Raw genomic sequence first — 20,416 nt, 5'->3', positions numbered from 1 at the left:
TTCGAATACTATCAGAGTGGGCCTGCTCGCAGAACGGAAGCATTTGGTTTTCGGCACGCAAAGGTGTTAAGGTCTCGCTAGATTGCTTCGCAGGCGCACAATTAGGGATGCGCGGGGCGGATTGGTCCGTGGGGATTGATTCCTGCGGATTGCACAAGCAGAGGTTGGCATGACGGTCGATGTTTCATCCGGCAAGGCTACGGATGACTTTCTAACCTCGGTTGAGAACCCCGAGCCCACGGGTCTCGCGGCGCTGGTGATCGTGGCGCGGCAACATGGTCTGCATCTGACTGTCTCGCAACTCGTCCATGAAAACGTACTGAGCGGCGGCGAGGTTGCGCCCTCTGAGATCATCAAGTGTGCCAACAATTCGGGGATGCGGGCGAAGCTCGTCCACCTCGACTGGGACGGACTGAGCCACCTGAAAAAAGCGTTGCCGGCGATCGTTTGCCTCAAGGACGGCAGCAAGATGGTGCTGCTGCGCCTGGAGGGCGACGAGAACAGCCCGCGTGTCGTCCTGCGCGATCCAAATGTCGGCGAAGACGCGCTGCTCGTGATCGATCGTATCAGGTTCGAGGATGTCTGGACGGGCGAGGTCGTGCTCGTCAAGCGCGACTATGAAATCTCCGACGAGACGCAGCCATTCAGCTTCGGCTTTATCACCGCGTTGATCTTCCGCGAGCGTCGGATCGTACGGGATGTCGCCGTCGCCGCGCTGGTGCTCGGTCTGCTCGCCCTGGCGCCAATCATGTTCTGGCGGCTGCTGTCGGACAAGGTGATTTATTACAAAGCGTTCAACACGTTCTACGTGTTGTGTCTTGCCATGGTGGTGATCGTCGCCTTCGAAACGATGTTCTTCTTCTTACGACAGTATCTCGTTCACAATCTGACCGCGCGGCTCGATGTCAAGCTGTCGACCTACGTTTTCGAGAAGGTCCTCAACCTTCCGATTGATTATTTTGAGCGCAACCAGATCGGCCTGATCGCGCGCGACATGCGCGAAATCTTCAGAGTGCGGACGTTCCTGATTGGACAGCTGTTCGGGACCGTTCTGGATTCCACCACGCTGATCTTCTTTCTGCCGGTGATGTTCTTCTTCAGTCCGCTGATGACCTTCATCGTTCTCGGCTTCTCGGGACTGATTGTGGGCTGGCTCATGCTGATGCTGCCCTACTACCGGAAGAAGTCCGCGGCTGTGCTTGCCGCCGAAGGCGCGCAGGGCGCGTTCATGGTGCAGAACCTGAGCGGCATACGGACCGTGAAGTCTCTGGCGCTTGATGCGCGCCAGAAGCATATGTGGGATGTCCACGTTGCCCGCGTTGCGAAAGCAAGATTGGCCGAGGGATTGGCGGGGGTGACGATCCAATCGGTCGTGAAGCCGTTGGAGCGCCTGACCGTCAACGGCGCGTATGCCGTTGGCGTGTATCTGGCGATCACCTCGTCAGACCCCTTCTATATTGGTGCGTTGTTCGCTTTCCTGATGCTGTCCCAACGCGTCGCGGCGCCGCTGATGCAGATGGCGCAACTCGTCAATCAGCTGGATGAAGCTCGAATGGCGGTCGGCATTGTCGGCAACCTCGTGAACCAGGAGCCTGAGGAAGGGCGCTCGGGACACGGGGTGCAAACCCCGCTGCAAGGGCACGTCGAATTTGCGAACGTGACGTTCAAGTACAAGGGCGCGGTGTCGCCGGCGCTCAATGGCATTTCGTTTGAAATCCCGACGGGCACCACGCTGGGTGTGATGGGCAAGAGCGGGTCGGGCAAGACGACGATTACGCGTCTGTTGCAGCGGCTGCACTCCGAGTATGGCGGGCTGATCAAGATCGACGGCATCGACGTGCGCGAATACGATGTCGATCACCTCCGTCGCAACATCGGGGTCGTGCTCCAGGAAAACTTCCTGTTCAGCGGCACGATCCGCGAGAACATCTCTGCAGCCAAGCCTGATGCCACGTTCGACGAGGTGGTGCGGGCGGCCCGGCTGGCCGGTGCGGAAGAATTCATCGACAAGCTGCCGCGCGGCTATGAGACCTACATCTACGAAGGCTCACCCAATTTGTCCGGCGGCCAGCGCCAGCGCCTTGCCATCGCGCGCGCCCTGATCGTCAATCCGCCGATCCTGATCCTGGACGAGGCGACAAGCGCGCTCGATGCCGAGAGCGAGGCGATCGTGAACGCCAATATCTCGCGGATCGCGCACGGCCGGACATTGATCATCATCTCGCACCGGCTGTCCTCGCTGGTCGATTGCGATGCCATCCTCGTGCTCAATCGCGGGTCGGTGGATGACATCGGCAAGCACGAGGAGCTGCTGGCGCGGAACGAGATCTACGGCAGCCTCTGGCACCAGCAGAACAGTCACGCCATGGCGGCGGCGCGCCGGCCGCGCGCGAGCGTTGGAGGGCCGACCCTTGTCTCGTAATTCCACGGCGCTCACCACCGTAAGGCAGTTTCAGTCCGAGACCGATGCGATCCGCGAGGCTGCGGAGCCGCTCGTCGCGCGCGCGACCCTGTGGGTTCTGCTGGCCTTTCTGGCCTCGCTCGTCGCAATCATGTTTCTGACCCGGCTTGATCGCGTCGTGTCCAGCGTCGGCGGCAAGGTCGTGCCGCTGGACCAGATCAACGTGCTGCAGGCGCTCGATCCATCGATCATCAAGACCATCGACGTGCGCGAAGGCGAGCAGGTTCAGGCCGGGCAGTTGCTCGCAACCCTCGATTCGACCTTCGCCTCGGCCGACGTCACCCAGTACAAGCAACAGGTCGCAAGCCTCGAGGCGCAGGTTCTGCGCGACAAGGCGGAGCTCAGCGATTCAGTGCTTGTTTTTCCGGATCGGCCGGACGCCGAGTTCAGGAACTACGCGACCCTTCAGAAGGCATTGTACAACCAGAGGAAGGCGCAATACGCGGCCCAGGTCTCGAGCTTCGATTCCAAGATCAGCCAGACCGAGGCGACGATCCAGAAGCTCCAGAAGGACGATGAGCGCTATGCGCAGCGCGCCGAGATCGCCGGCAAGATCGAGGACATGCGCTCGACGCTCGCCGAAAGCGGCAGCGGGTCGAAACTCAATCTCTACCTCTCGCAGGACACCCGCCTGGAGCTCTTGAGGACCATCGACAACACGCATAACAGCCTGCTCGAGGCGCAGCACCAGCTGGACTCGCTGAAGGCGGATCGAAAGGCTTTCATCGAGCAGTGGAACGCGCAGCTCAGCCAGGATCTGGTGACCACGCAGAATTCGCTTGATGCGGCAAAGGCGAACTATGACAAGGCCGTCAAGCATCAGGATCTGGTGCGCTTGACCGCCGAGGAGCCTTCGGTGGTGCTGACGCTGGCGAAGCTGTCGGTGGGCTCGGTGCTGAAGCAGGGCGATCCCTTCATCACCTTGATGCCGCTGAAGACGCGGCTGGACGCCGAGATCAAGATCGCCTCGCGGGACGTCGGGTTCATCAGGCCCGGTGACGCCTGCACGCTGAAGATCGATGCCTTCAATTATGCCGAGCATGGCACCGCGGAAGGCAGGATCCGCTGGGTCAGCGAGGGCGCCTTCACGACCGATGACAACGGCCAGCCGGTCGACGCGTACTACAAGGCTCGCTGCTCGGTGGACAGGACCAATTTCGTTGACGTGCCGGCGAATTTCCGCCTGATTCCCGGCATGACGCTGACTGGCGATGTCCATGTCGGTACGCGGTCGGTCGCAATGTATCTGATCGGCGACATGCTGAAGGGCCTGGGCCAGGCCATGCGCGAAGCGCAATGAGCATGGCGGCGAGCATGCGCAGGCCCGGACTTTTGCATCGCCTGAAGCCATGGGCCGCGCTTGGCCCCGAGGCGCTCGTTCAGCGCGGCGCCGCCGCCCATGAGCGCGGCGCCTATATGGACGCCTTCGAGGCCTGGCGGCGCGCCGAGCAAGCCGGCTCCGCCGGTGCAGCGTACAGGATCGGCCTGCTCTATGTGCACGGACAGGGTGTGGTGCGCTCAATCCCGGATGCCGTGGCCTGGTACGAGAAGGCCGCCGAGGCGGGGCATGTCGAGGCTCAGCATCAGCTGGGCAGGATCCTGCTTGACGGCGCAATAGCGGGGCTTGGCGGCAACTCACCGGAAGGCTGGCGGCAGGCCGTCGAGACCAAGGCAGGCAATCAGGTCTCAATCGCAAACGTGATCTTCCCACGCGGCCTGTCGGTCGAGAAGCAGCCGGAGCGCGGCTTTGGCTGGGTCGCCAAGGCTGCCTCGGCGGGCAAACCGGAAGCCCAGGCGCTGCTTGCGGATCTCTATCGGCAAGGGCGCGGCTGCGCGCAGGATCTCGCGGCAGCGCGGGAGTGGTACGAGAAGGCTGCCGCGCAGAACCTTGCCGCCGGTGAGTTCGGCCTTGGCGACGTCTTCTATCAGGGCCTCGGGGTCCCTAAGGATCCCCAGCTCGCCGTGGACTGGTATCGCAAGGCCGCCGCACGGGGTCACGTTCGCGCTCAGGTCGCGCTCGCCTTCCTGCATCTGAACGGCTCGGGCGTCGCGCAGGATCGGGCCGAGGCGGCGCGCCTATTCAACGAGGCCGCGCAGCACGAGGATGTCACCGCGCTCTACAACATCGCCCTGATGCATCTTGCCGGCGACGGCCTGCCAAGGTCCGTCGACAAGGCCGAGACCGCGCTGCGCAAGGCCGGGCGGCGCGGGCATCTGCCGTCGATCCTGGCGCTCGGCGAGTTCTACTCCAAGGGCCTCGCCATCGAGCCGGACCTGCGCGAGGCTGCGTACTGGTACAATCAGGCGGCCGAGCGCGGCGATGTCCAGGCGCAGTTCTTCACCGGCCGCTTCCATGCCACGGGCCAGGGGGTGGCCCCGAGCGTGCGCGAAGCCGCCAGATGGTTCTTGCGCGCGGCGGAGAACGGGCACCCGACCGCGGCCTATAACGTCGCCGTCTTCTATCTCAAGGGAACCGGCATCGCCCAGGATATCGGCGCGGCGATCAAATGGTTCGAGTTCGCCGCCAATGCCGGCATCCCGGCGGCGCAAGTCCAGCTCGGCCAGCTCTATTCCACCGGCCATGGCGTCGACCGCGATCACAGCCTCGCCGAGCAGTGGCTGGAGAAGGCCGCGCGCGGCGGCGATCCCGAGTCAAGGCTCGCCTATGCGCTGTTCCTGCTGCAATCGGACAAGAGCACTGAGGCCATCGCGCGCGCCACGGACCTGCTGGCGCAGGCGGCCGAAGCCGGCCACGCCGCAGCCAGCTTCCAGCTCGGCAATCTCCATGCCGGCCGCTTCGGTGGCACGCCCGACTGGCCGCAGGCCGCAAAATGCTACGCCCGCGCGGCCGAGGCTGGCCTGCCGGACGCAATGCTGGCCCTCGGCCATCTCCATCTCGATCCGGCCACCGGTCTTGCCGATGCAAAAGCCGCCGCCGCCTGGTTCGAGAAGGCGGCGCGGGCCGGCCAGCCGCTCGCCCAATTCCAGCTAGGGGTGATGTATTGCACCGGCAACGGCGTCGAGATGAATCTGGAGAAGGGCGTGTTCTGGTACGAGGCCGCCGCCAAGCAGGGCCACCTGCTCGGGCAATTCAACCTGGCCGTGATGCTCTCCAAGGGGCAGGGCTGCACCCGGGATCCCGAAAAGGCATTCGAGTGGTTCGAGAGCGCCGCCGAGCACGGCATGGCGGCGGCGCAGCTTAGCGTGGGCGATGCGCTCTATTCCGGGACCGGCGTGGCGCAGGATCTTGAGACGGCCAGGGCCTGGTATGAGAAAGCGGCGGGGCAGGGGAATGAAGTGGCGCGGCAGAGATTGGCAGCGATCGCGTCTTCGCAGAACGATAACATTGCTGATGGCTGACACAGCGCGAAGTTGAGCGGCTAGCCGGCATTGCAGCTCACGGACTGGTGGATGACTCTTGGGCGAGCCGATGCAAGTTCGGGCAGCATGACGCCGCTTTATGAGCAGAGTTAAGGTTAGCTTTCATGTGCGTGACAGCAACGTTGCTCTAATGTAGTGATTGCGAATAAGACCGAGACTCGATCAAAGATTGTATGGAAATGGCTGACTTCCTGTCAAAGCTCGCCCGGGATGCCGGGCAAAAAGAGCCAAGAGCCAAGCGCGTAGGTGTCAGTAAGGTTCAATCAAAAAGCGCTTCGAAACCAGGCGCGGCCAACGAAACTACGTCGGATGCGACGGCGCAAGCCGAGCCGCTGAAAGCCGAGTCGCCGAAAGCCGAGCCGGTGGTCGAGAAGTCGGCTGAAGATCTCTCTGCGATCAGGCGCTACCTCGAAGCGCTGGGGCTCTTCGACGAGACGTTCTATTCCGTAACCTATCCCGACGTCGTGGCGGTCGGTGCAAATCCCTTCGAGCACTTCTTCCTCTACGGCTTCAAGGAGGGACGAAAGCCCAATCCCATCTTTGATCCGATGTGGTACGTCACGACCTATCCGGATGTTCAAGAAGCTGATGTTCAGCCGCTGTTGCATTATGCAAGGCACGGTGAGCCCGAAGGTCGCCGTCCAAGCGCTTACTTCCAGCCCGCGTGGTACCGGGAAAAGTACGCCATTCCGGCGACTGACAGCCCGCTTGCGCACTATCTGAAGAACCGGATCGGCCCTTTCAGCCCGATCCCCGAATTTGACGCGCAGTATTATCTCGAGACCTACAAGGACGTCGCCGAGGCGGGCGTCGATCCTTTCGAGCACTTTATTTTTCACGGCTACAAGGAAGGCCGCAATCCTTCTGCCGAGTTTGATACCAAGTTCTATATTCAGCGGTACTTCAAGGGAAAGACCGATCAGAACCCTCTCTTGCACTACCTGGAGCATCGGCACGAAGAGGGCATCTTCCCGTCGCCGCCCGAGAACGAAGCGACCATTCCGGCGGAGATCAAGCGCTTCACCAAGCCGAGCGCGCTGTTCGAAGAGTTGCGCCCGCTGCCGCCAAGCACCAAGCCGCGTGCGAAGGTGCTGGCCTACTACCTCACGCAATTCCACGCCTTCCCCGAGAACGACAAATGGTGGGGGACGGGCTTCACCGAATGGACCAACATCAGCCGCGGCGTGCCGCGCTTCAAGGACCATTACCAACCCCGCGTTCCGCGCGACCTCGGCTTCTATTCACTGCTCGATCTCGAAAACATGCGCAGGCAGGTCAAGCTCGCGCAGGCCGCCGGAATTCATGGCTTCGTCTATTACTACTACTGGTTCAACGGAAAGCGCCTGATGGAGCGTCCGCTGGAGCAGTTCCTGAAAGCGCGCGACATCAACATGCCGTTCTGCCTGATGTGGGCGAACGAGAACTGGACGCGCCGCTGGGACGGCATGGAGAGCGAGGTCCTGATCTCGCAGGATTATCTCGACGACGATGACGAGCGCCTGCTCGGCGACTTCTGCCGCCACTTCAATGACCGCCGCTACATCCGGGTGCAGGGCCGCCCCCTCCTGATGATCTATCGTCCGCGGCTGATCCCCGATACCGCCAACGTCATTGCGCGATGGCGAGCGGTCTTCAAGAAGAAGTTCCGCGAGGATCCGATCATCATCATGAGCCAGAGCTTTGATGATTTCGATCCGACTGTGATGGGCCTCGATGGCGCGATCGAATTCCCGCCGCACAAGATCACCAAGTTCACCCCAATCGTCACGTCCGAAGCGAAGATCCTGGACGACACCTTCTCCGGCCAGATCTACGGCTATGACGATGTCGTCAAATACTCGGTCGACGAGCCGCGGCCCAACTTCCCGTTGATCAAGACCGTCGTTCCGAGCTGGGACAACGACGCGCGCCGGCAGGGCACAGGTCTCGTCATCCAGGGCTCGACCCCGCAGAAATACGAAACCTGGTTGTCGACGCTGGTCGAGGAGGCGCAGCGCCACACTTTCTTTGGCGAGCCCTTTGTCTGCGTCAACGCCTGGAACGAGTGGTGCGAAGGCGCCTATCTGGAGCCCGATCTGCACTTCGGCTCGGCCTATCTGAACGCGACCGCGCGCGCGGCGACCGGCCTGACGCGGGACCTCTCGCAGCCCAAGATTCTGCTCATCGGCCACGATGCGTTTCCGAGCGGCGCCCAGCACCTGCTGCTCAACATCGGCAAGACCCTGCGCAGCGCCTTCAACATGGAGACCGAGTATCTGCTGCTGGCCGGCGGCGCCATGGAGGCGGAATACCGTGCCTCGGCGCCGCTGACGGTGCTGAGCAAACTCTCGGATCTCCCGGCCGCCCTCCAACACTTCAAGGACAAGGGTTTTTCGGCGGCGATCATCAATACGACCGCAAGCGGCCGCGCAGTCAAGCTTGCCGCCGAAATGGGCTTCCGCGCCATTTCGCTGGTGCATGAGCTGCCGCGGATTCTCCGCGAGAAGAATCTGGAAGACGACGCGCGAATGGCGATCGGCAACGCGCAGAAGGTGGTCTTCGCTTCGGATTTCGTTCGCGACAAGCTGGCCGACGCGCTCGAACTCGATGCGAGCGACGAGCGTTTACTGATCCGTCCGCAGGGCAGCTACAAGCAGATCGCGGAAGCGCCGGATGAAGCTGCCGCCATCCGTAAAGAGTTCGGCCTTGCGCCGGGCGACAAGATGGTGCTCGGCGTCGGCTATGCCGATCTGCGCAAGGGTTTTGATCTCTTTCTTCAGGTCTGGAGGCTGGTCCGGCAGGACAATCCGCACGTTCATTTCTGCTGGGCCGGCGGCATGGATCCCGGCCTGCAGGAATGGCTCGGCCCCGAGATCGAGCGCGCCAGGGCGACCGGTCGCTTCCATTTCGCGGGCTACCGCTCGGACATGCAGGGTCTCTATTCAGCCTCGGATATCTACGCCCTGACCTCGCGCGAAGACCCGTTCCCGACCGTTGCGCTGGAGGCGCTGAGCATCGGCGTTCCCGTGGTGGCCTTTGCGGATTCCGGCGGCATTCCCGGCTTCCTTCAGAAGGAAAAGGTCGGTCAGGTCGTGCCCTATTGCGACGTGCCCGCGATGGCGGATGCGGTCTCGCATTTCCTGCAATGGCCGCCGTCGGGCTCCGATCGCGAGCGGATGGCCGGTCTCATCGAGGCGAACTTCGCGTTCCCCGATTACGTTCGCGACCTGCTGCGGCTCGCCGTTCCGTCGCTGCCAACGATCTCGGTTGCCGTGCCGAACTACAATTACGCGCACTGCCTGCCCGAGCGGCTCTACACCATCTTCGACCAGAACCATCCCGTCGAGGAAGTCATCGTTCTCGACGACTGCTCGAAGGACGACAGCATCTCGGTCATCATGAAGGTGGCCGAGGAGCGCCAGCGCGACCTCACGCTCGTGGTCAACGAGGAGAATTCCGGCTCGGTCTTCGCGCAGTGGACCAAGGCGGCCGAAATGGCCAAGGGCGAGTTCCTGTGGATCGCGGAGGCCGACGATCTCTCCGAGCCGACCTTCCTCTCGAGCCTGCTTTCGCTGATGAAGGGCGACCCGAGCATCGCGTTCGGCTTCACCGACTCCAAGTCGATCGACGCCGAAGGCCAGCACGTGTATGCGAGCTACAAGCCCTACTACGCGAGCATCGAACCCGGCGCGCTTTCCAAGACGGAAGTTTTCGACGGGCGCGAGTTCGTCGCGCGCTTCCTCGGCGTGAAGAACACGATCCTCAACGTCTCCTCCGTGCTGTGGCGGCGCGACGCCCTGCTGCGGGCGCTGGAGGCCTGCCGCAGCGACCTCAGGGACTTGCGTATGGCCGGCGATTGGCGCATTTACCTGGAGTGTCTGGCCGCACCCAACGCCAGGATCGCCTACGTCGCCGATCCCCTCAACGTTCACCGCCGCCACGCCGCGAGCGTCACGCACTCGCTGAAGGCGCAGAAGCACATCGAGGAGATCGACAGCATGCACCACGTCGCGCGGGAGCGGTTCGGGTTCTCGAAGCGCGAGACGGCGGGGCAGGAGGCGTATCTTGAGGAGGTCTCGGCGCAACTGCTGGGAGGGGCCGCGGAGGCGGAGAGATCAAAAAAGTCGATAAATTCAGCGTCGCGTGCGCCAGCTAAGACATAATCTTTCCGAATACACTTAGGATAACGGGGACAGAAATGTTTGTACCTTCTGCCGAATCTCTGATGAGCGCACTCAGCGCCAACAAATCGGTTCTGGATGGGAATGGGCAGGTCAAAATACCCGCTCGACTCTTGAAGCTATTGTTGCAGGTCGCGCTTGCCGCAGCGGATTTCGATGAAGAGAGCTACCTTCGCGAAAATCCGGATGTGGCCAAGGCTATCTTACGCGGCGAAGTTGAGAGCGCACATCTTCACTATATTGGCTTCGGATATTTCGAGGGTCGACGCGGTGCCGGTCCCGTTGTGGATGCTGACTGGTACCTGAGCAAATACCCCGACGTTGCGGCGGCAGTGAGGGAAGGGCGAATAAAGTCCGCCGAAGCTCATTTTCACGCTATCGGCGGGGGAGAGGGTCGTAGCCCTGCTCTGGAATACGAATCCGACGCAGCTCAGTGGAAGTCAGCGATTAGGGGCTTGTAGCGGAAGAATATTCTTGCTGACTAAGGGCGAGTCGCTGAAAAACGATCACCGGGCGAGGACGAGAATAGAGCCGGGGTACTCCGGATTACGAAACAGAACTGCCGGAGGAGAGGCCTGTGAATATTTTCCTGCTTGGAGCAACACCCAGTATCTCAGCGGAGCCTGGAGAAGATCCGACCTCCAAGCTGACAAAAACCGGAGGTAACACGGGCAATCAGATGATTGCCCATGGCCTGTTGAGCCAGATTGACTACCAGAACATTGCTTGGGACTACCGCATCGATCCCAAGGAGGTGCGCGAGCGCTTCGATATGATTGTGATCGCGGCAGCGAATTTTCTGTTTCCGAAGTTCGATTTCGGCGGCATGGCGGATTATATCGAACGCGCCGATCTGCCCGTAGCAATCGTCGGCTTGGGTGCTCAGTCGAACAACTACGATCCGAACATTGAACTCATGCCGGGAACCGAAAGGTTCGTTAAAGTCATCGCTGAACGCGCCGCAAGTATCGGTGTGAGAGGTCCCTACACGTTGGACGTCCTCGCTCGTCGCGGCGTGCATAATGTCACTGTAACCGGCTGTCCATCTTACTATATGAGCGGGGCCAAGGGGCCCGTGATTGCAAACCGGCCGATGGAGGGTTTCAAGCGGATATCGATCAACGCATCACGAGATGTGATCGGCCATTCGTTCGACAAGGACAAGATGCGGCGGATTGTTCTTGAAATCTACAAGGCCGGGATCGCCTGGAATGCCGATTTTATCGCCCAAAGCGAGCTGGCGGAGATTCGGATTGCGGACCGTGAGCCAGGAACAGGGGTAGAGGAATCCTTGAATGCGATCTGCACATTTTTGAAAGACGTTGTGCCGGATGATGATGCGCGAGCCTGGGCAAGCTCGCACGTGAAAGTTTTCTTCGATGTTGATGAATGGCTAAAGACTATCGAAGAATACGACTTCGTTTTCGGTAGCCGTTTCCACGGCTGCATGGTCGCACTGCAGCGCGGTGTTCCTGCCGTTGTTGTCTGCCATGATACCCGGACAGAGGACATGTGTCGTTTCCTGGCCATCCCGTATGTGACCATCATGGATCTTGAGCGTGTCGACGTGAACGCGCTGCACGCAATAGTAGATCGCGACGCGCTCACGCGGCGTTATCGCGAATTGTATCCAGCCTACGTGGAATTTCTTAAGTCCAACAGACTCAAGCCAAAGAGTTAAGATACCGCGTGATGCGGACGACGGTTGTTCGATTCGAAGCTAGGGAGCGCCGGAGTTGAAGCAGGTCTAGTTGCTTGGTTGCTGCTTGCCGTTTTGGCGGAAGGGTCGAACTGGCCAAGAGAGCCATTAGCTCAGATCTGAGGGAGTGGATGTTTCGTCCCAGCTAGCACTTCGATCAGATCGGCCCTTATGCCCATGTCGATATCATGGATTTGTACGAGTATAACGTTGAGACCTGAAAAACTCAGGTTCGGTAGAGATCACTCCACGAGTCTCCTCTAAAGAGATCGAGGGGCGACAAATTGCTGTCCCAAATATCTAAACGATGTCAGCACATCGCTTATAGCCACTCCTATGTCGTCCAACTAGGAAGCGCATCCTTTTCGTCTGTCCACGGATATTGGAACGCGTATCCACCATTGCAGTGGATCGATCTGTGATCCCATTGTTCCGACGGAATCTTCCAACTGTCTGGATAATCGGCGAGCGACGTATAGTGCGTGACGTAGGATTTACGCGTCAGTTCCGGGTTCTTAATAGCAGTTCCCGCGTGGGGCATGTTACCGTGCCAAATTAGAACGTCGCCCTTCCTCGGGCAGAAGACAACAGGCACGATCCCAGCTGCTTTGACTCGCTCTTCAAGATATTTTGCGAATTCCATTGAATTCTGCATGCTGTCGGCACCCTTGATGATGTCACCATTACCCCAATTGAAAAAGCCGGAGATCGCGATTTTGTGCGCTCCTGGGTAATATTCTAGGGGGCCAGCTTCAGGCGAGATATCTTCGAGCGGAATCCAAGATGCGGCAATGTATGCCAATCGCTTCTGTCGACACACAAACGGATAGTCGATGTGAATTGGCTGCTGACTGCCGCGCCAAAAGGTCAGGCTTTGCGTCACTGCGGCGGGCGCCTCGAAAACAATTTGAAGGAATTGGGAGACCGCTGGGACGAGGCTTAACTGCGCTGCATACTTCGAAACAGTGTGAAGGTGATTAAATTTAACACCCGGATCATTTAGCTTATCAGGTGCGACGGCTCTGGTGTAGGTTTGCTTGCCTTGGAGTTCGATCGAGATGTTCCGATCGTGACTATGCGTACGAATGTACTCTATTTCTTCCTCGAATTGGTCCAGAAGACTCTTTTCAACGGCGTTCTCAAATACGACAAACCCATTCTCTTGCCAGAATAGCAGCTTCTGCTCGACATCGAACGGAGCGGCAGTCTTCTTGTTTGAGAGATATGCGCGGACGTTTGCCCCAGGGCGGTCGATCCACGGAAGTTCTTGGGTCCATTGATTGGTCGGGAGTGTTTTCACAATCATCTCATGGGTGCAAAACTGATTTAGTTCTACCTGTAAAGATTGGCTAGTTCAACAAACCTGCAGAGGTTCACTGTTCGATCCCACATTTAGGATTAGGGGTCGAGCGACCAGGGGCTAGTACATCATGCAAAACTTCCAGACGTTGCGTGTTGCAGGGTACCGTTGGCACGAGCCAGCCCCCCTCGTCATTTTCATTCCAAGCATACATTAGGATGGTCGGTGCCCTGTGGTCCCCTTGCCTCGACACAAACCGAATAGCCTGTCTCAGATGCTCAGCTATTTGGTCTCCGGTGGGAGTATCAAAGTGGAATTCCGTGCCCACGCCCGGCTTTTGACTGTGCTCCCAAGGCACGGGGTGCTCAATTCTTGGTCTGCGGTCCCATCCCGTGACCACCGTGGGAACGACCGGAAGTCCATAGCGTGACATTGATTGCCATCTCTGCTCGACCAAGTGTGTCAACGATGCGTAGTCCCCGGTGCCCCGCGGGTCGCTGATCGTGTAAGCGCCGGTAGCATCTCCCCCCAGGAGTGACCAGTAACCGATTTCTGAGGATGTTCCTGCGAGGACAATGTAAGGATTGCCAATTCCGGATGCGACGCACTGTGCACGGAAGATCTCTATTTGACCTCGCATTTGCTCGCTGCTTCCCCATCGCTCGGTGACTAATTTTTGGTCGATGAATCCGAGATAGTAGAGGGGCCGCCCATCGAGCACCCGCACATATTCCGGACGCTTCATCAGCGAAATGTGCTCAGAAATCAGTTGCGCCGGTTGGCTCGAAGTTCCCCAACGATTAAGTTCTGTGAACATGCAGAACTTGATCCGATCTTTGAATCGGCTCGCCAAATACTTAGAGAGTGCAGCCGACATCGGGTCCTCATTGCTGTATGCAAGGAACGCCCAATAGTCGAGCCCAGCAAAGCTCGCTTGGCGAATCTCTAGGTCCATCTCTGCTTGGGAGATCGGTGGCAGCGTTGGCTCTCCGCCGGGATGAACCTCAGCAAAGAAGGGAAGACGCCAACGGTACTTCTCTGGTCGTAACGACGTTTGCACGGCATTGGTCGTCACGGACCCGGGCACGTACCATGCATCCCATCTAATCGCGCCGACGAGCGGTCGTGATCCCTGGGACTGCTGGGAGTGAGCTGCGCGTTGCCAAATAGCGGACGCTGTAAGCGACGCGAGCACATTGCGACGAGTGAGGCTCCTTGGAACCTTCATAGTACTTACTCTGAGTGAGCTCCTAAGCAGATCATTGGAGCATGTCCAAGTAACCAAAAGAGTGAATTGATGCCGTGCGTCCTGTGAGACGCCTTCCTCCAGAACACGTCATCCGCATCAACGGCATACATCTGCTCCGTGATCACTCGCTCCGCGCGAAAATCTAAGTGGAGTTACCTCTGTGACCGGAATTGGGTCTCTTTGCATCGTTTGATCCAACGGGCTGGGGGGATTTTTCCCCGATTGCGTCTTCCTGCTAATTTATCTATAAAAATCAATGTGTTGTGAGGGTTGAGCGCTCGAAATGCGCCCAAGCCTCGACCCCTTTGCATGGGGTTGTTTTTCAATTTTTGATGGCCGGCCCTTAGAGCGGGTTAGTTTTGGGCGGCTACTTGCTCAATCCCACCCGCGTCGCCTGATACCCCCGCTCCAGGATCGCCTGCCACCACGGCTTCTGCTCGATGTACCAGCGCACCGTCTTCTCGATGCCGGTCTCGAAGTTCTCCTCGGCCCGCCAGCCGAGCTCGCGCTCGAGCTTGGTGGCGTCGATGGCGTAGCGGCGGTCGTGGCCGGGGCGGTCGGTGACGAAGGAGATCAGGCGGCGGTGCGGGCCGTCGATGCTCGGGGCGAGGTCGTCGAGCAGGTCGCAGATCGTCTCCACCACATGCAGGTTGGTGCGCTCGTTGCGACCGCCGACATTGTAGGTCTCCCCTAACTCGCCGCGCTCCAGCACGAGGCTCAGCGCCTTGGCGTGATCCTCGACGAACAGCCAGTCGCGGATGTTCTTGCCGTCGCCATAGACGGGCAGCTTCTCAGCCCCCAGGCCCTTGATGATCATGTGCGGTATCAGCTTCTCCGGGAAGTGATAGGGCCCGTAATTGTTGGAGCAGTTGGTCACCAGGGTCGGCAGCTCATAGGTCTCCCGCCAGGCGCGTACCAGGTGATCGGACGATGCCTTGCTCGCCGAATAGGGCGAGTTGGGCGCGTAGGCCGTGGTCTCCGTGAACAGGCCGTCATCACCGAGCGTGCCGAACACCTCGTCGGTCGAGATGTGCAGGAAGCGGAAGCGCTCGCGCTTCTCGCCCGCGAGGCTGCGCCAGTGGCGCAGTGCTTCCTGGAGGATCGTGAAGGTGCCGACGATGTTGGTCTGGATGAACTCGCCGGGGCCGTCGATCGAGCGGTCGACATGGCTTTCGGCGGCGAGATTCATTACCGCGTCGGGCTGATACTTTTCGAACAGTTCTCGCAGTCCCGGGCCGTCGCAGATGCACTGCTGCTCGAAGGCATAGTGCGGATTGCCTTGCGCGCCGGGCAGCGAGTCGAGATTGGCGGCGTAGGTCAGCTTGTCGATGTTCACCACCCGCGCATGCGTATCCCGCAGCAGGTGCCGCACCACGGCCGAGCCGATGAAGCCGGCGCCGCCGGTGACGAAGATCGTGGAACCCTTGAAGCGCATGCGTGCCTCCGGAAAATGGATCAGCGCGCGTAGGAGCGCGCGACGGATTTCAGATATTCGCCATAGCTGCTCTTGGCAGATTTCTCGGCGACAATCTCAAATTGCCGCAGCGAAATGTAGCCTTGGCGTAGCGCAATTTCCTCGGGGCAAGCGATGCGCAGGCCCTGGCGCTGCTCCAGGATCTGCACGAAGTGGCTGGCCTCAACCAGCGAGGCGTGCGTGCCGGTGTCGAGCCACGCAAAGCCGCGGCCGAGCACTTCGACGAAGAGATCGCCGCGCTCCATATACGTCCTGTTCACATCGGTGATCTCGATCTCGCCCCGTGTCGACGGTTTTACGTTGGCCGCGATATCAAGCACGTCATTGTCGTAGAAATAGAGCCCTGTCACCGCGACGTTGGATCTCGGCTGCTTCGGCTTCTCCTCGACCGAGAGCGCGCGCCCGGTCGCATCGAGCTCGACGACGCCATAAGCCTGCGGCTCGTTCACGACATAGCCGAACACGGTTGCGCCCGTCTTGCGGAACGAGGCGTTCGACAGCATGCTCGGCAGTCCGTGGCCGTAGAAGATGTTGTCGCCGAGGATCAGGGCGACCGAATCCGAGCCGACGAATTCACGCCCGACGATGAACGCATCCGCCAGCCCGCGCGGCGTTTCCTGTGTGGCGTACTCAAACCGCAGACCGAAGTCCGCGCCGTCGCCGAGCAGCCGCTGAAACAGCGGTTTGTCCTGCGGGGTCGAGATGATGAGAATGTCCCTGATCCCCGCCAGCATCAGCGTCGAGAGGGGATAATAGATCATCGGCTTGTCAAAAACCGGAAGTAGTTGCTTCGAGACCACGGTCGTGACCGGATAGAGACGCGAGCCGGTGCCCCCGGCGAGAATGATCCCCTTCATAACCCCTCACAGAAATTTACTATTCAAAGGTGTAGCAGATAGCGTGCACTGCACAAGTTTGTTTGTTATAGAGCTAGAGTAAATTGATGACGCCGAGGCGTAGGCGCTGCAGATGAATGTAGTTTCGACAGATCTTCCTGAAGTCCTGATCATTGAACCGAAGCTGTTTGGCGATCAACGCGGTTTCTTTTTGGAAACCTACCAGTTGCAACGTTACGTAGAAACGGGCATACATCGTCCTTTCGTTCAGGACAACATGTCCCGCTCGGCCCGCGGCGTGCTGCGCGGTCTGCACCTGCAGAACCCCTTGACCCAGGGCAAGCTGGTCAGCGCGCTCCGCGGCCGCGTGCTCGACGTTGCGGTCGATGTCCGCGTCGGCAGCCCGAATTTTGGGCGGCACGTTGCCGTTGAATTGAGCGAAGACAACCGGCGTCAGTTATGGGTGCCTCGCGGCTTCGCCCACGGCTTTGTCGTACTCTCCGAGACGGCAGACTTCTTCTACAAATGCGATGACCTCTATAGCCCCAAGGATGAGGTCTCCATCCGCTGGGACGATCCCGCGATCGGCATCAAATGGGGCATCGACGATCCCTCGCTCTCGGCCAAGGACGCGGCCGCCCCGTTGCTCGCCGACGTCAAGAATCTTCCAGTCTACGGGCAAATCTGATGCGAATTCTGCTGACTGGCACCGCCGGACAGGTCGGTGGAGCGCTGCTTCCTCTGCTGCGGGATCAGTATACGGTCCTTGCGCCGGCGCGTGCAGAGTTCGATCTGTCAAAGCCGGAGTCGCTCGCCAGCAAGCTTGATGCGCTCAAGCCCGATCTCATCATCAATCCGGCGGCCTATACCGCCGTCGACAAGGCCGAAGACGAAAGCGCGCTCGCTTTCCTGATCAACGGCGACGCGCCGGCGGTTCTGGCGCGCTGGGCCGCAGCGCGCGGCGTGCCGATGGTTCATTTCTCCACCGACTACGTATTCGACGGCAGCGGTCGCGAGCTCTGGCGGGAGGAAGATCCAACCGGTCCGCTCTCGGTCTATGGCCGCAGCAAGCTTGCAGGCGAGAGCGCCGTTCGCGCGGCCGGTGGCGCCCATCTGGTGGTGCGAACCGCATGGGTCTATGCCGCGCAAGGCGCAAATTTCATGCGCACCATGATCCGGCTCGCCAGCGAGCGCGACTCGCTGCGCGTGGTTTCGGATCAGTGGGGAACGCCCACGACGGCGCGCACCATCGCGTCGGCCCTCGTTGAAATCCTGAGGAAAGGCCAGGCAGACCTGCCCGATGTCTTCGCGCGCGCGAAAGGACTCGTCCACCTCACCAATTCGGGCTCGACCAGCTGGCATGGCTTTGCCAGCGCCATCGTCGAGGGGCTGCGGTCCAGGGGCGTGCCGCTGAAGGTGGCCGACGTCGTCCCGATCGCCACCAAGGACTACCCGACCAAGGCCGCGCGCCCGGCCAATTCCCGTCTGGATCTCACGCGCCTCAAGGAGGCCTATGCGCTTCTGCCGCCAGCGTGGGACATTGCTCTTGCGGCAGAACTAGACGCCTTCGTGACCTCCGAAGAATGTGGTGGCCGTTGAGAGCAGAGCGTGCGCGAGGAGCTGGATGCCTTTCTGGAGGCGGTTGGTGCAGCGCCTGGGCAACAGTCGGGCGTTCAAAGGGCCTGACGGCACGAGTCGCTGACGAACTCGTGAAATTAATCTTTTGAACTTGGTAAAAAGTCGTACAGACTTACGTGTCGGATAAGGAGATTGTCGGGAGGCGTCCGGGGTGCCGTTTCCTGCAAGACTTTTGAAGCGTTCATTCTCATCGCCTGACTGGGACTTTTCGAACACGGAATGCTTTTCTGAACAGACGGGGCCTGCGGGGGCCATCAGCTTAATTTGATCCTGGATGACAGCACGTGTGCTTTCCGCGTGTCACAACCATGTTGCTGCCATCTAGCTATGAAGAACTGGCGCGAGCTTTGCTGAGTCACGCAAAGCGAGCACTGATGTGATTAGGGGCGTCTTAATGAGTGGCAGAACTGTGCCAGAGCGGATCAATGAATTCCTCGTCCGCTGTGCCGGACGGGCCTATTGCGATCACTGCATCCAGGAACGCCTTGGGCTGCGTTGGCGTCAGCAGGTGCAGCTCGTCACGGCCACGCTTGGCGTTACCTCCAGCTATCGCCGCAGCATGTCGGAATGTTGCACCTGTCAGGAGACAAAGCAGGTCACAAGCTTTCTTGCGCCGAGCCTGCCTTCGCGTCCGAGCACGACATTGTCCCTGCGTGGTACGGCACACAGAAACGGAAAGCGTCCGGTCGAATCATCTCGCTCGCAACGGAAAGCTGAGGACAGATCTGTGGACCTCTAATCAGCGTCGTGGTTAGCCGGCTGGGATCGGCGAAGCGGGCATTTCCATTTTTGAACCTACGGCCGTTAGAATACGCTTAAGAGCCTAAAGCGGCGACGGAGCCTCATTCTCCCGCACGCTTCAAGCTCCGGCTTTGTCGGCAATCGGCACTCGTCGCCCCCAAAACGTCCGCTCGATGCCATAGGCGAGGAGGAGCGGGCCGATGCAGAACAGGAAAAAATCAAGGATTTTATAACCGCCGTCCCGGGCCCACTGAAGCAAGAGCCCGACCATCCAAAAATATGCGCAGTAAAAATAAATCGAAATCCGCGGTTGGCAGAACCGCCGAAACATTGCTCCGAAGAACCATCCGCACAAGCTCAACGTAATGACTACGCCCGGGTAGCCGAAGCTGATCCAGCCATCTCCGACGAGCGAGGTGGTTCGAGAGGTGAAGTGACCGTAGGCGTCGAGATTGACCCACACTACGGGCGAGCCGACCGGCTTGTCCGGCCACAGTATCCGCGGGATCGGTTGGGTGAACATTCCGAGATACTGTGTAAAGTATGAGTAGGTTCCGCTGACGGCGGGTACTTTGGCAATGACATAGGTGAGGAAATCAAAATTGGCGAAATCGGGGTGGGCGCCGAACGAGGACTTTGCAATGTCGAAGTCGAATTCGACCTCGCCGGTGGTCAGAAACTTGATCAGGCTGTCGCGATTCTGGCCGATCATGACGAACAGCGCAAGAACGACCGCCATCCCGGAGTAGTGGACCCAGGTGAAGGCGCGTCGTTTGTAGATGTAGAGCGTCATCATGCTGGCGACCAGCCCCGAAATCACAATCTCCCATCTCTCGCCGAGCTGGAGTGCAATCAGCGCGCAAAAGGATATCGCTAGGTAGGACCACCACCGCGCACGCGTCACATGGATCAGGAGCGCCGCGAATGGAAAGGCGAAATTGCGGGCATTGACAACATAGGCGGTGGTATCGGCAAACAGTTTCTGGCCCGTAGCCGGATCAACAGTCATGTTGATCTGGCCTAATTCCAGAAGCACTCCCACGCCATAGGTCTGGCGCATGGTGAGGGCGAGGAGGAAGGAATAGAGGATCAGCGGGAGGAGTGGCGCGAAGGCGATCAGGAACGAGCGCGCTTCGGACTGCGTGACGCGGATGTAGTTGAATGTCGGTTGGATCGGCTTGAAACCGAGCGACGCAAGGTAGGCCAGGATAAAACTCAGCAAGCCAAGGTCGGTCACGAAGAGGGTTCGCAGGAAGACCTCGTCCGTCGGCATGTACCTCATGAACTCGAACTCGGACCGTATGTCGAACAGGTAGACAACCAACGGCCGCTGCACGAAGACCATGAAATGAAAGGCCAAGTACAACATTAGTCCGGAATAGATGTTGAGGAAGCCTCGTGCGCTCAGTCCTGCAACCAGAGCGACAAAGAAAACTATGTGAGCTACGAGAGCGATTTCGATCATCTGATTTGTCTT

Annotated in this window: 13 protein-coding genes; 8 read left to right on the top strand and 5 right to left on the bottom strand. The window is 59.7% G+C overall.

The window, feature by feature from the left end:
* The first annotated feature begins 169 nt into the window (after positions 1-169).
* From QA640_RS34570 to QA640_RS34545, 6 genes are all read left to right on the top strand, one after another.
* Positions 170-2,422, top strand: a complete 2,253-nt coding sequence (locus QA640_RS34570) for a peptidase domain-containing ABC transporter (RefSeq protein ID WP_283037272.1) — start codon at positions 170-172, stop codon at positions 2,420-2,422.
* Positions 2,412-3,761, top strand: a complete 1,350-nt coding sequence (locus tag QA640_RS34565; RefSeq protein ID WP_283037271.1) for an HlyD family type I secretion periplasmic adaptor subunit — start codon at positions 2,412-2,414, stop codon at positions 3,759-3,761. The genes QA640_RS34570 and QA640_RS34565 overlap by 11 nt, the downstream gene beginning before the upstream one ends.
* A gap of 14 nt (positions 3,762-3,775) precedes the next feature.
* Positions 3,776-5,821 (top strand): SEL1-like repeat protein, encoded by a 2,046-nt coding sequence (locus tag QA640_RS34560; RefSeq protein ID WP_283037270.1) that lies wholly within the window; start codon positions 3,776-3,778, stop codon positions 5,819-5,821.
* A 200-nt stretch (positions 5,822-6,021) separates the two neighbouring features.
* Positions 6,022-9,984, top strand: coding sequence for a glycoside hydrolase family 99-like domain-containing protein (locus QA640_RS34555; RefSeq protein ID WP_283037269.1), 3,963 nt, complete (start codon positions 6,022-6,024; stop codon positions 9,982-9,984).
* 35 nt (positions 9,985-10,019) lie between these two features.
* Positions 10,020-10,463 carry a hypothetical protein gene (locus QA640_RS34550; RefSeq protein ID WP_283037268.1) on the top strand — a complete coding sequence of 148 codons (444 nt, stop codon included), beginning with the start codon at positions 10,020-10,022 and terminating at the stop codon, positions 10,461-10,463.
* A 116-nt stretch (positions 10,464-10,579) separates the two neighbouring features.
* Positions 10,580-11,683 (top strand): polysaccharide pyruvyl transferase family protein, encoded by a 1,104-nt coding sequence (locus QA640_RS34545; RefSeq protein ID WP_283037267.1) that lies wholly within the window; start codon positions 10,580-10,582, stop codon positions 11,681-11,683.
* Between the two features lie 352 nt (positions 11,684-12,035).
* Here QA640_RS34545 and QA640_RS34540 read toward each other — a convergent pair whose 3' ends face one another.
* From QA640_RS34540 to rfbA, 4 genes are all read right to left on the bottom strand, one after another.
* Complete coding sequence (locus tag QA640_RS34540; RefSeq protein ID WP_283037266.1) at positions 12,036-13,001, bottom strand: phytanoyl-CoA dioxygenase family protein; 966 nt, start codon at positions 12,999-13,001, stop codon at positions 12,036-12,038.
* A gap of 73 nt (positions 13,002-13,074) precedes the next feature.
* A complete protein-coding gene (locus QA640_RS34535; RefSeq protein ID WP_283037265.1) occupies positions 13,075-14,076 on the bottom strand; it encodes a hypothetical protein in 1,002 nt (333 codons plus the stop codon).
* A gap of 541 nt (positions 14,077-14,617) precedes the next feature.
* Positions 14,618-15,685 carry a dTDP-glucose 4,6-dehydratase gene (gene rfbB, locus QA640_RS34530; protein ID WP_283037264.1) on the bottom strand — a complete coding sequence of 356 codons (1,068 nt, stop codon included), beginning with the start codon at positions 15,683-15,685 and terminating at the stop codon, positions 14,618-14,620.
* A gap of 20 nt (positions 15,686-15,705) precedes the next feature.
* A complete protein-coding gene (gene rfbA, locus QA640_RS34525; protein WP_283037263.1) occupies positions 15,706-16,581 on the bottom strand; it encodes a glucose-1-phosphate thymidylyltransferase RfbA in 876 nt (291 codons plus the stop codon).
* 112 nt (positions 16,582-16,693) lie between these two features.
* Between rfbA and rfbC the strand changes: the two genes are divergently transcribed.
* Both rfbC and rfbD read left to right on the top strand, forming a co-directional pair.
* The gene (gene rfbC, locus QA640_RS34520) at positions 16,694-17,248 is read left to right on the top strand and encodes a dTDP-4-dehydrorhamnose 3,5-epimerase (protein WP_283037262.1); all 555 of its coding nucleotides are present in this window, start codon (positions 16,694-16,696) and stop codon (positions 17,246-17,248) included.
* A complete protein-coding gene (gene rfbD, locus QA640_RS34515; RefSeq protein ID WP_283037261.1) occupies positions 17,248-18,159 on the top strand; it encodes a dTDP-4-dehydrorhamnose reductase in 912 nt (303 codons plus the stop codon). Before rfbC ends, rfbD begins: the two co-directional genes overlap by 1 nt.
* Positions 18,160-19,057: 898 nt before the next feature.
* On the opposite strand, the gene QA640_RS34510 is transcribed toward rfbD, so the two are convergent.
* Entirely contained in the window at positions 19,058-20,404 is a 1,347-nt protein-coding gene (locus QA640_RS34510) for an O-antigen polymerase (protein ID WP_283037260.1), read from the bottom strand.
* Positions 20,405-20,416: the final 12 nt, after the last annotated feature.

The sequence above is a fragment of the Bradyrhizobium sp. CB82 genome (assembly GCF_029714405.1).
Taxonomy (GTDB): domain Bacteria; phylum Pseudomonadota; class Alphaproteobacteria; order Rhizobiales; family Xanthobacteraceae; genus Bradyrhizobium.
Note: the sequence above shows the minus strand (reverse complement) of the source record. Positions and strands in the feature narration are given on the sequence as shown.

Coding starts and splice junctions, on each gene's coding strand:
- QA640_RS34570 (WP_283037272.1), top strand. CDS start 170: ATGACGGTCGATGTTTCATCCGGCAAGGCTACGGATGACTTTCTAACC.
- QA640_RS34560 (WP_283037270.1), top strand. CDS start 3,776: ATGCGCAGGCCCGGACTTTTGCATCGCCTGAAGCCATGGGCCGCGCTT.
- QA640_RS34555 (WP_283037269.1), top strand. CDS start 6,022: ATGGCTGACTTCCTGTCAAAGCTCGCCCGGGATGCCGGGCAAAAAGAG.
- QA640_RS34550 (WP_283037268.1), top strand. CDS start 10,020: ATGTTTGTACCTTCTGCCGAATCTCTGATGAGCGCACTCAGCGCCAAC.
- rfbB (WP_283037264.1), bottom strand. CDS start 15,685: ATGCGCTTCAAGGGTTCCACGATCTTCGTCACCGGCGGCGCCGGCTTC.
- rfbA (WP_283037263.1), bottom strand. CDS start 16,581: ATGAAGGGGATCATTCTCGCCGGGGGCACCGGCTCGCGTCTCTATCCG.
- rfbC (WP_283037262.1), top strand. CDS start 16,694: ATGAATGTAGTTTCGACAGATCTTCCTGAAGTCCTGATCATTGAACCG.
- rfbD (WP_283037261.1), top strand. CDS start 17,248: ATGCGAATTCTGCTGACTGGCACCGCCGGACAGGTCGGTGGAGCGCTG.
- QA640_RS34510 (WP_283037260.1), bottom strand. CDS start 20,404: ATGATCGAAATCGCTCTCGTAGCTCACATAGTTTTCTTTGTCGCTCTG.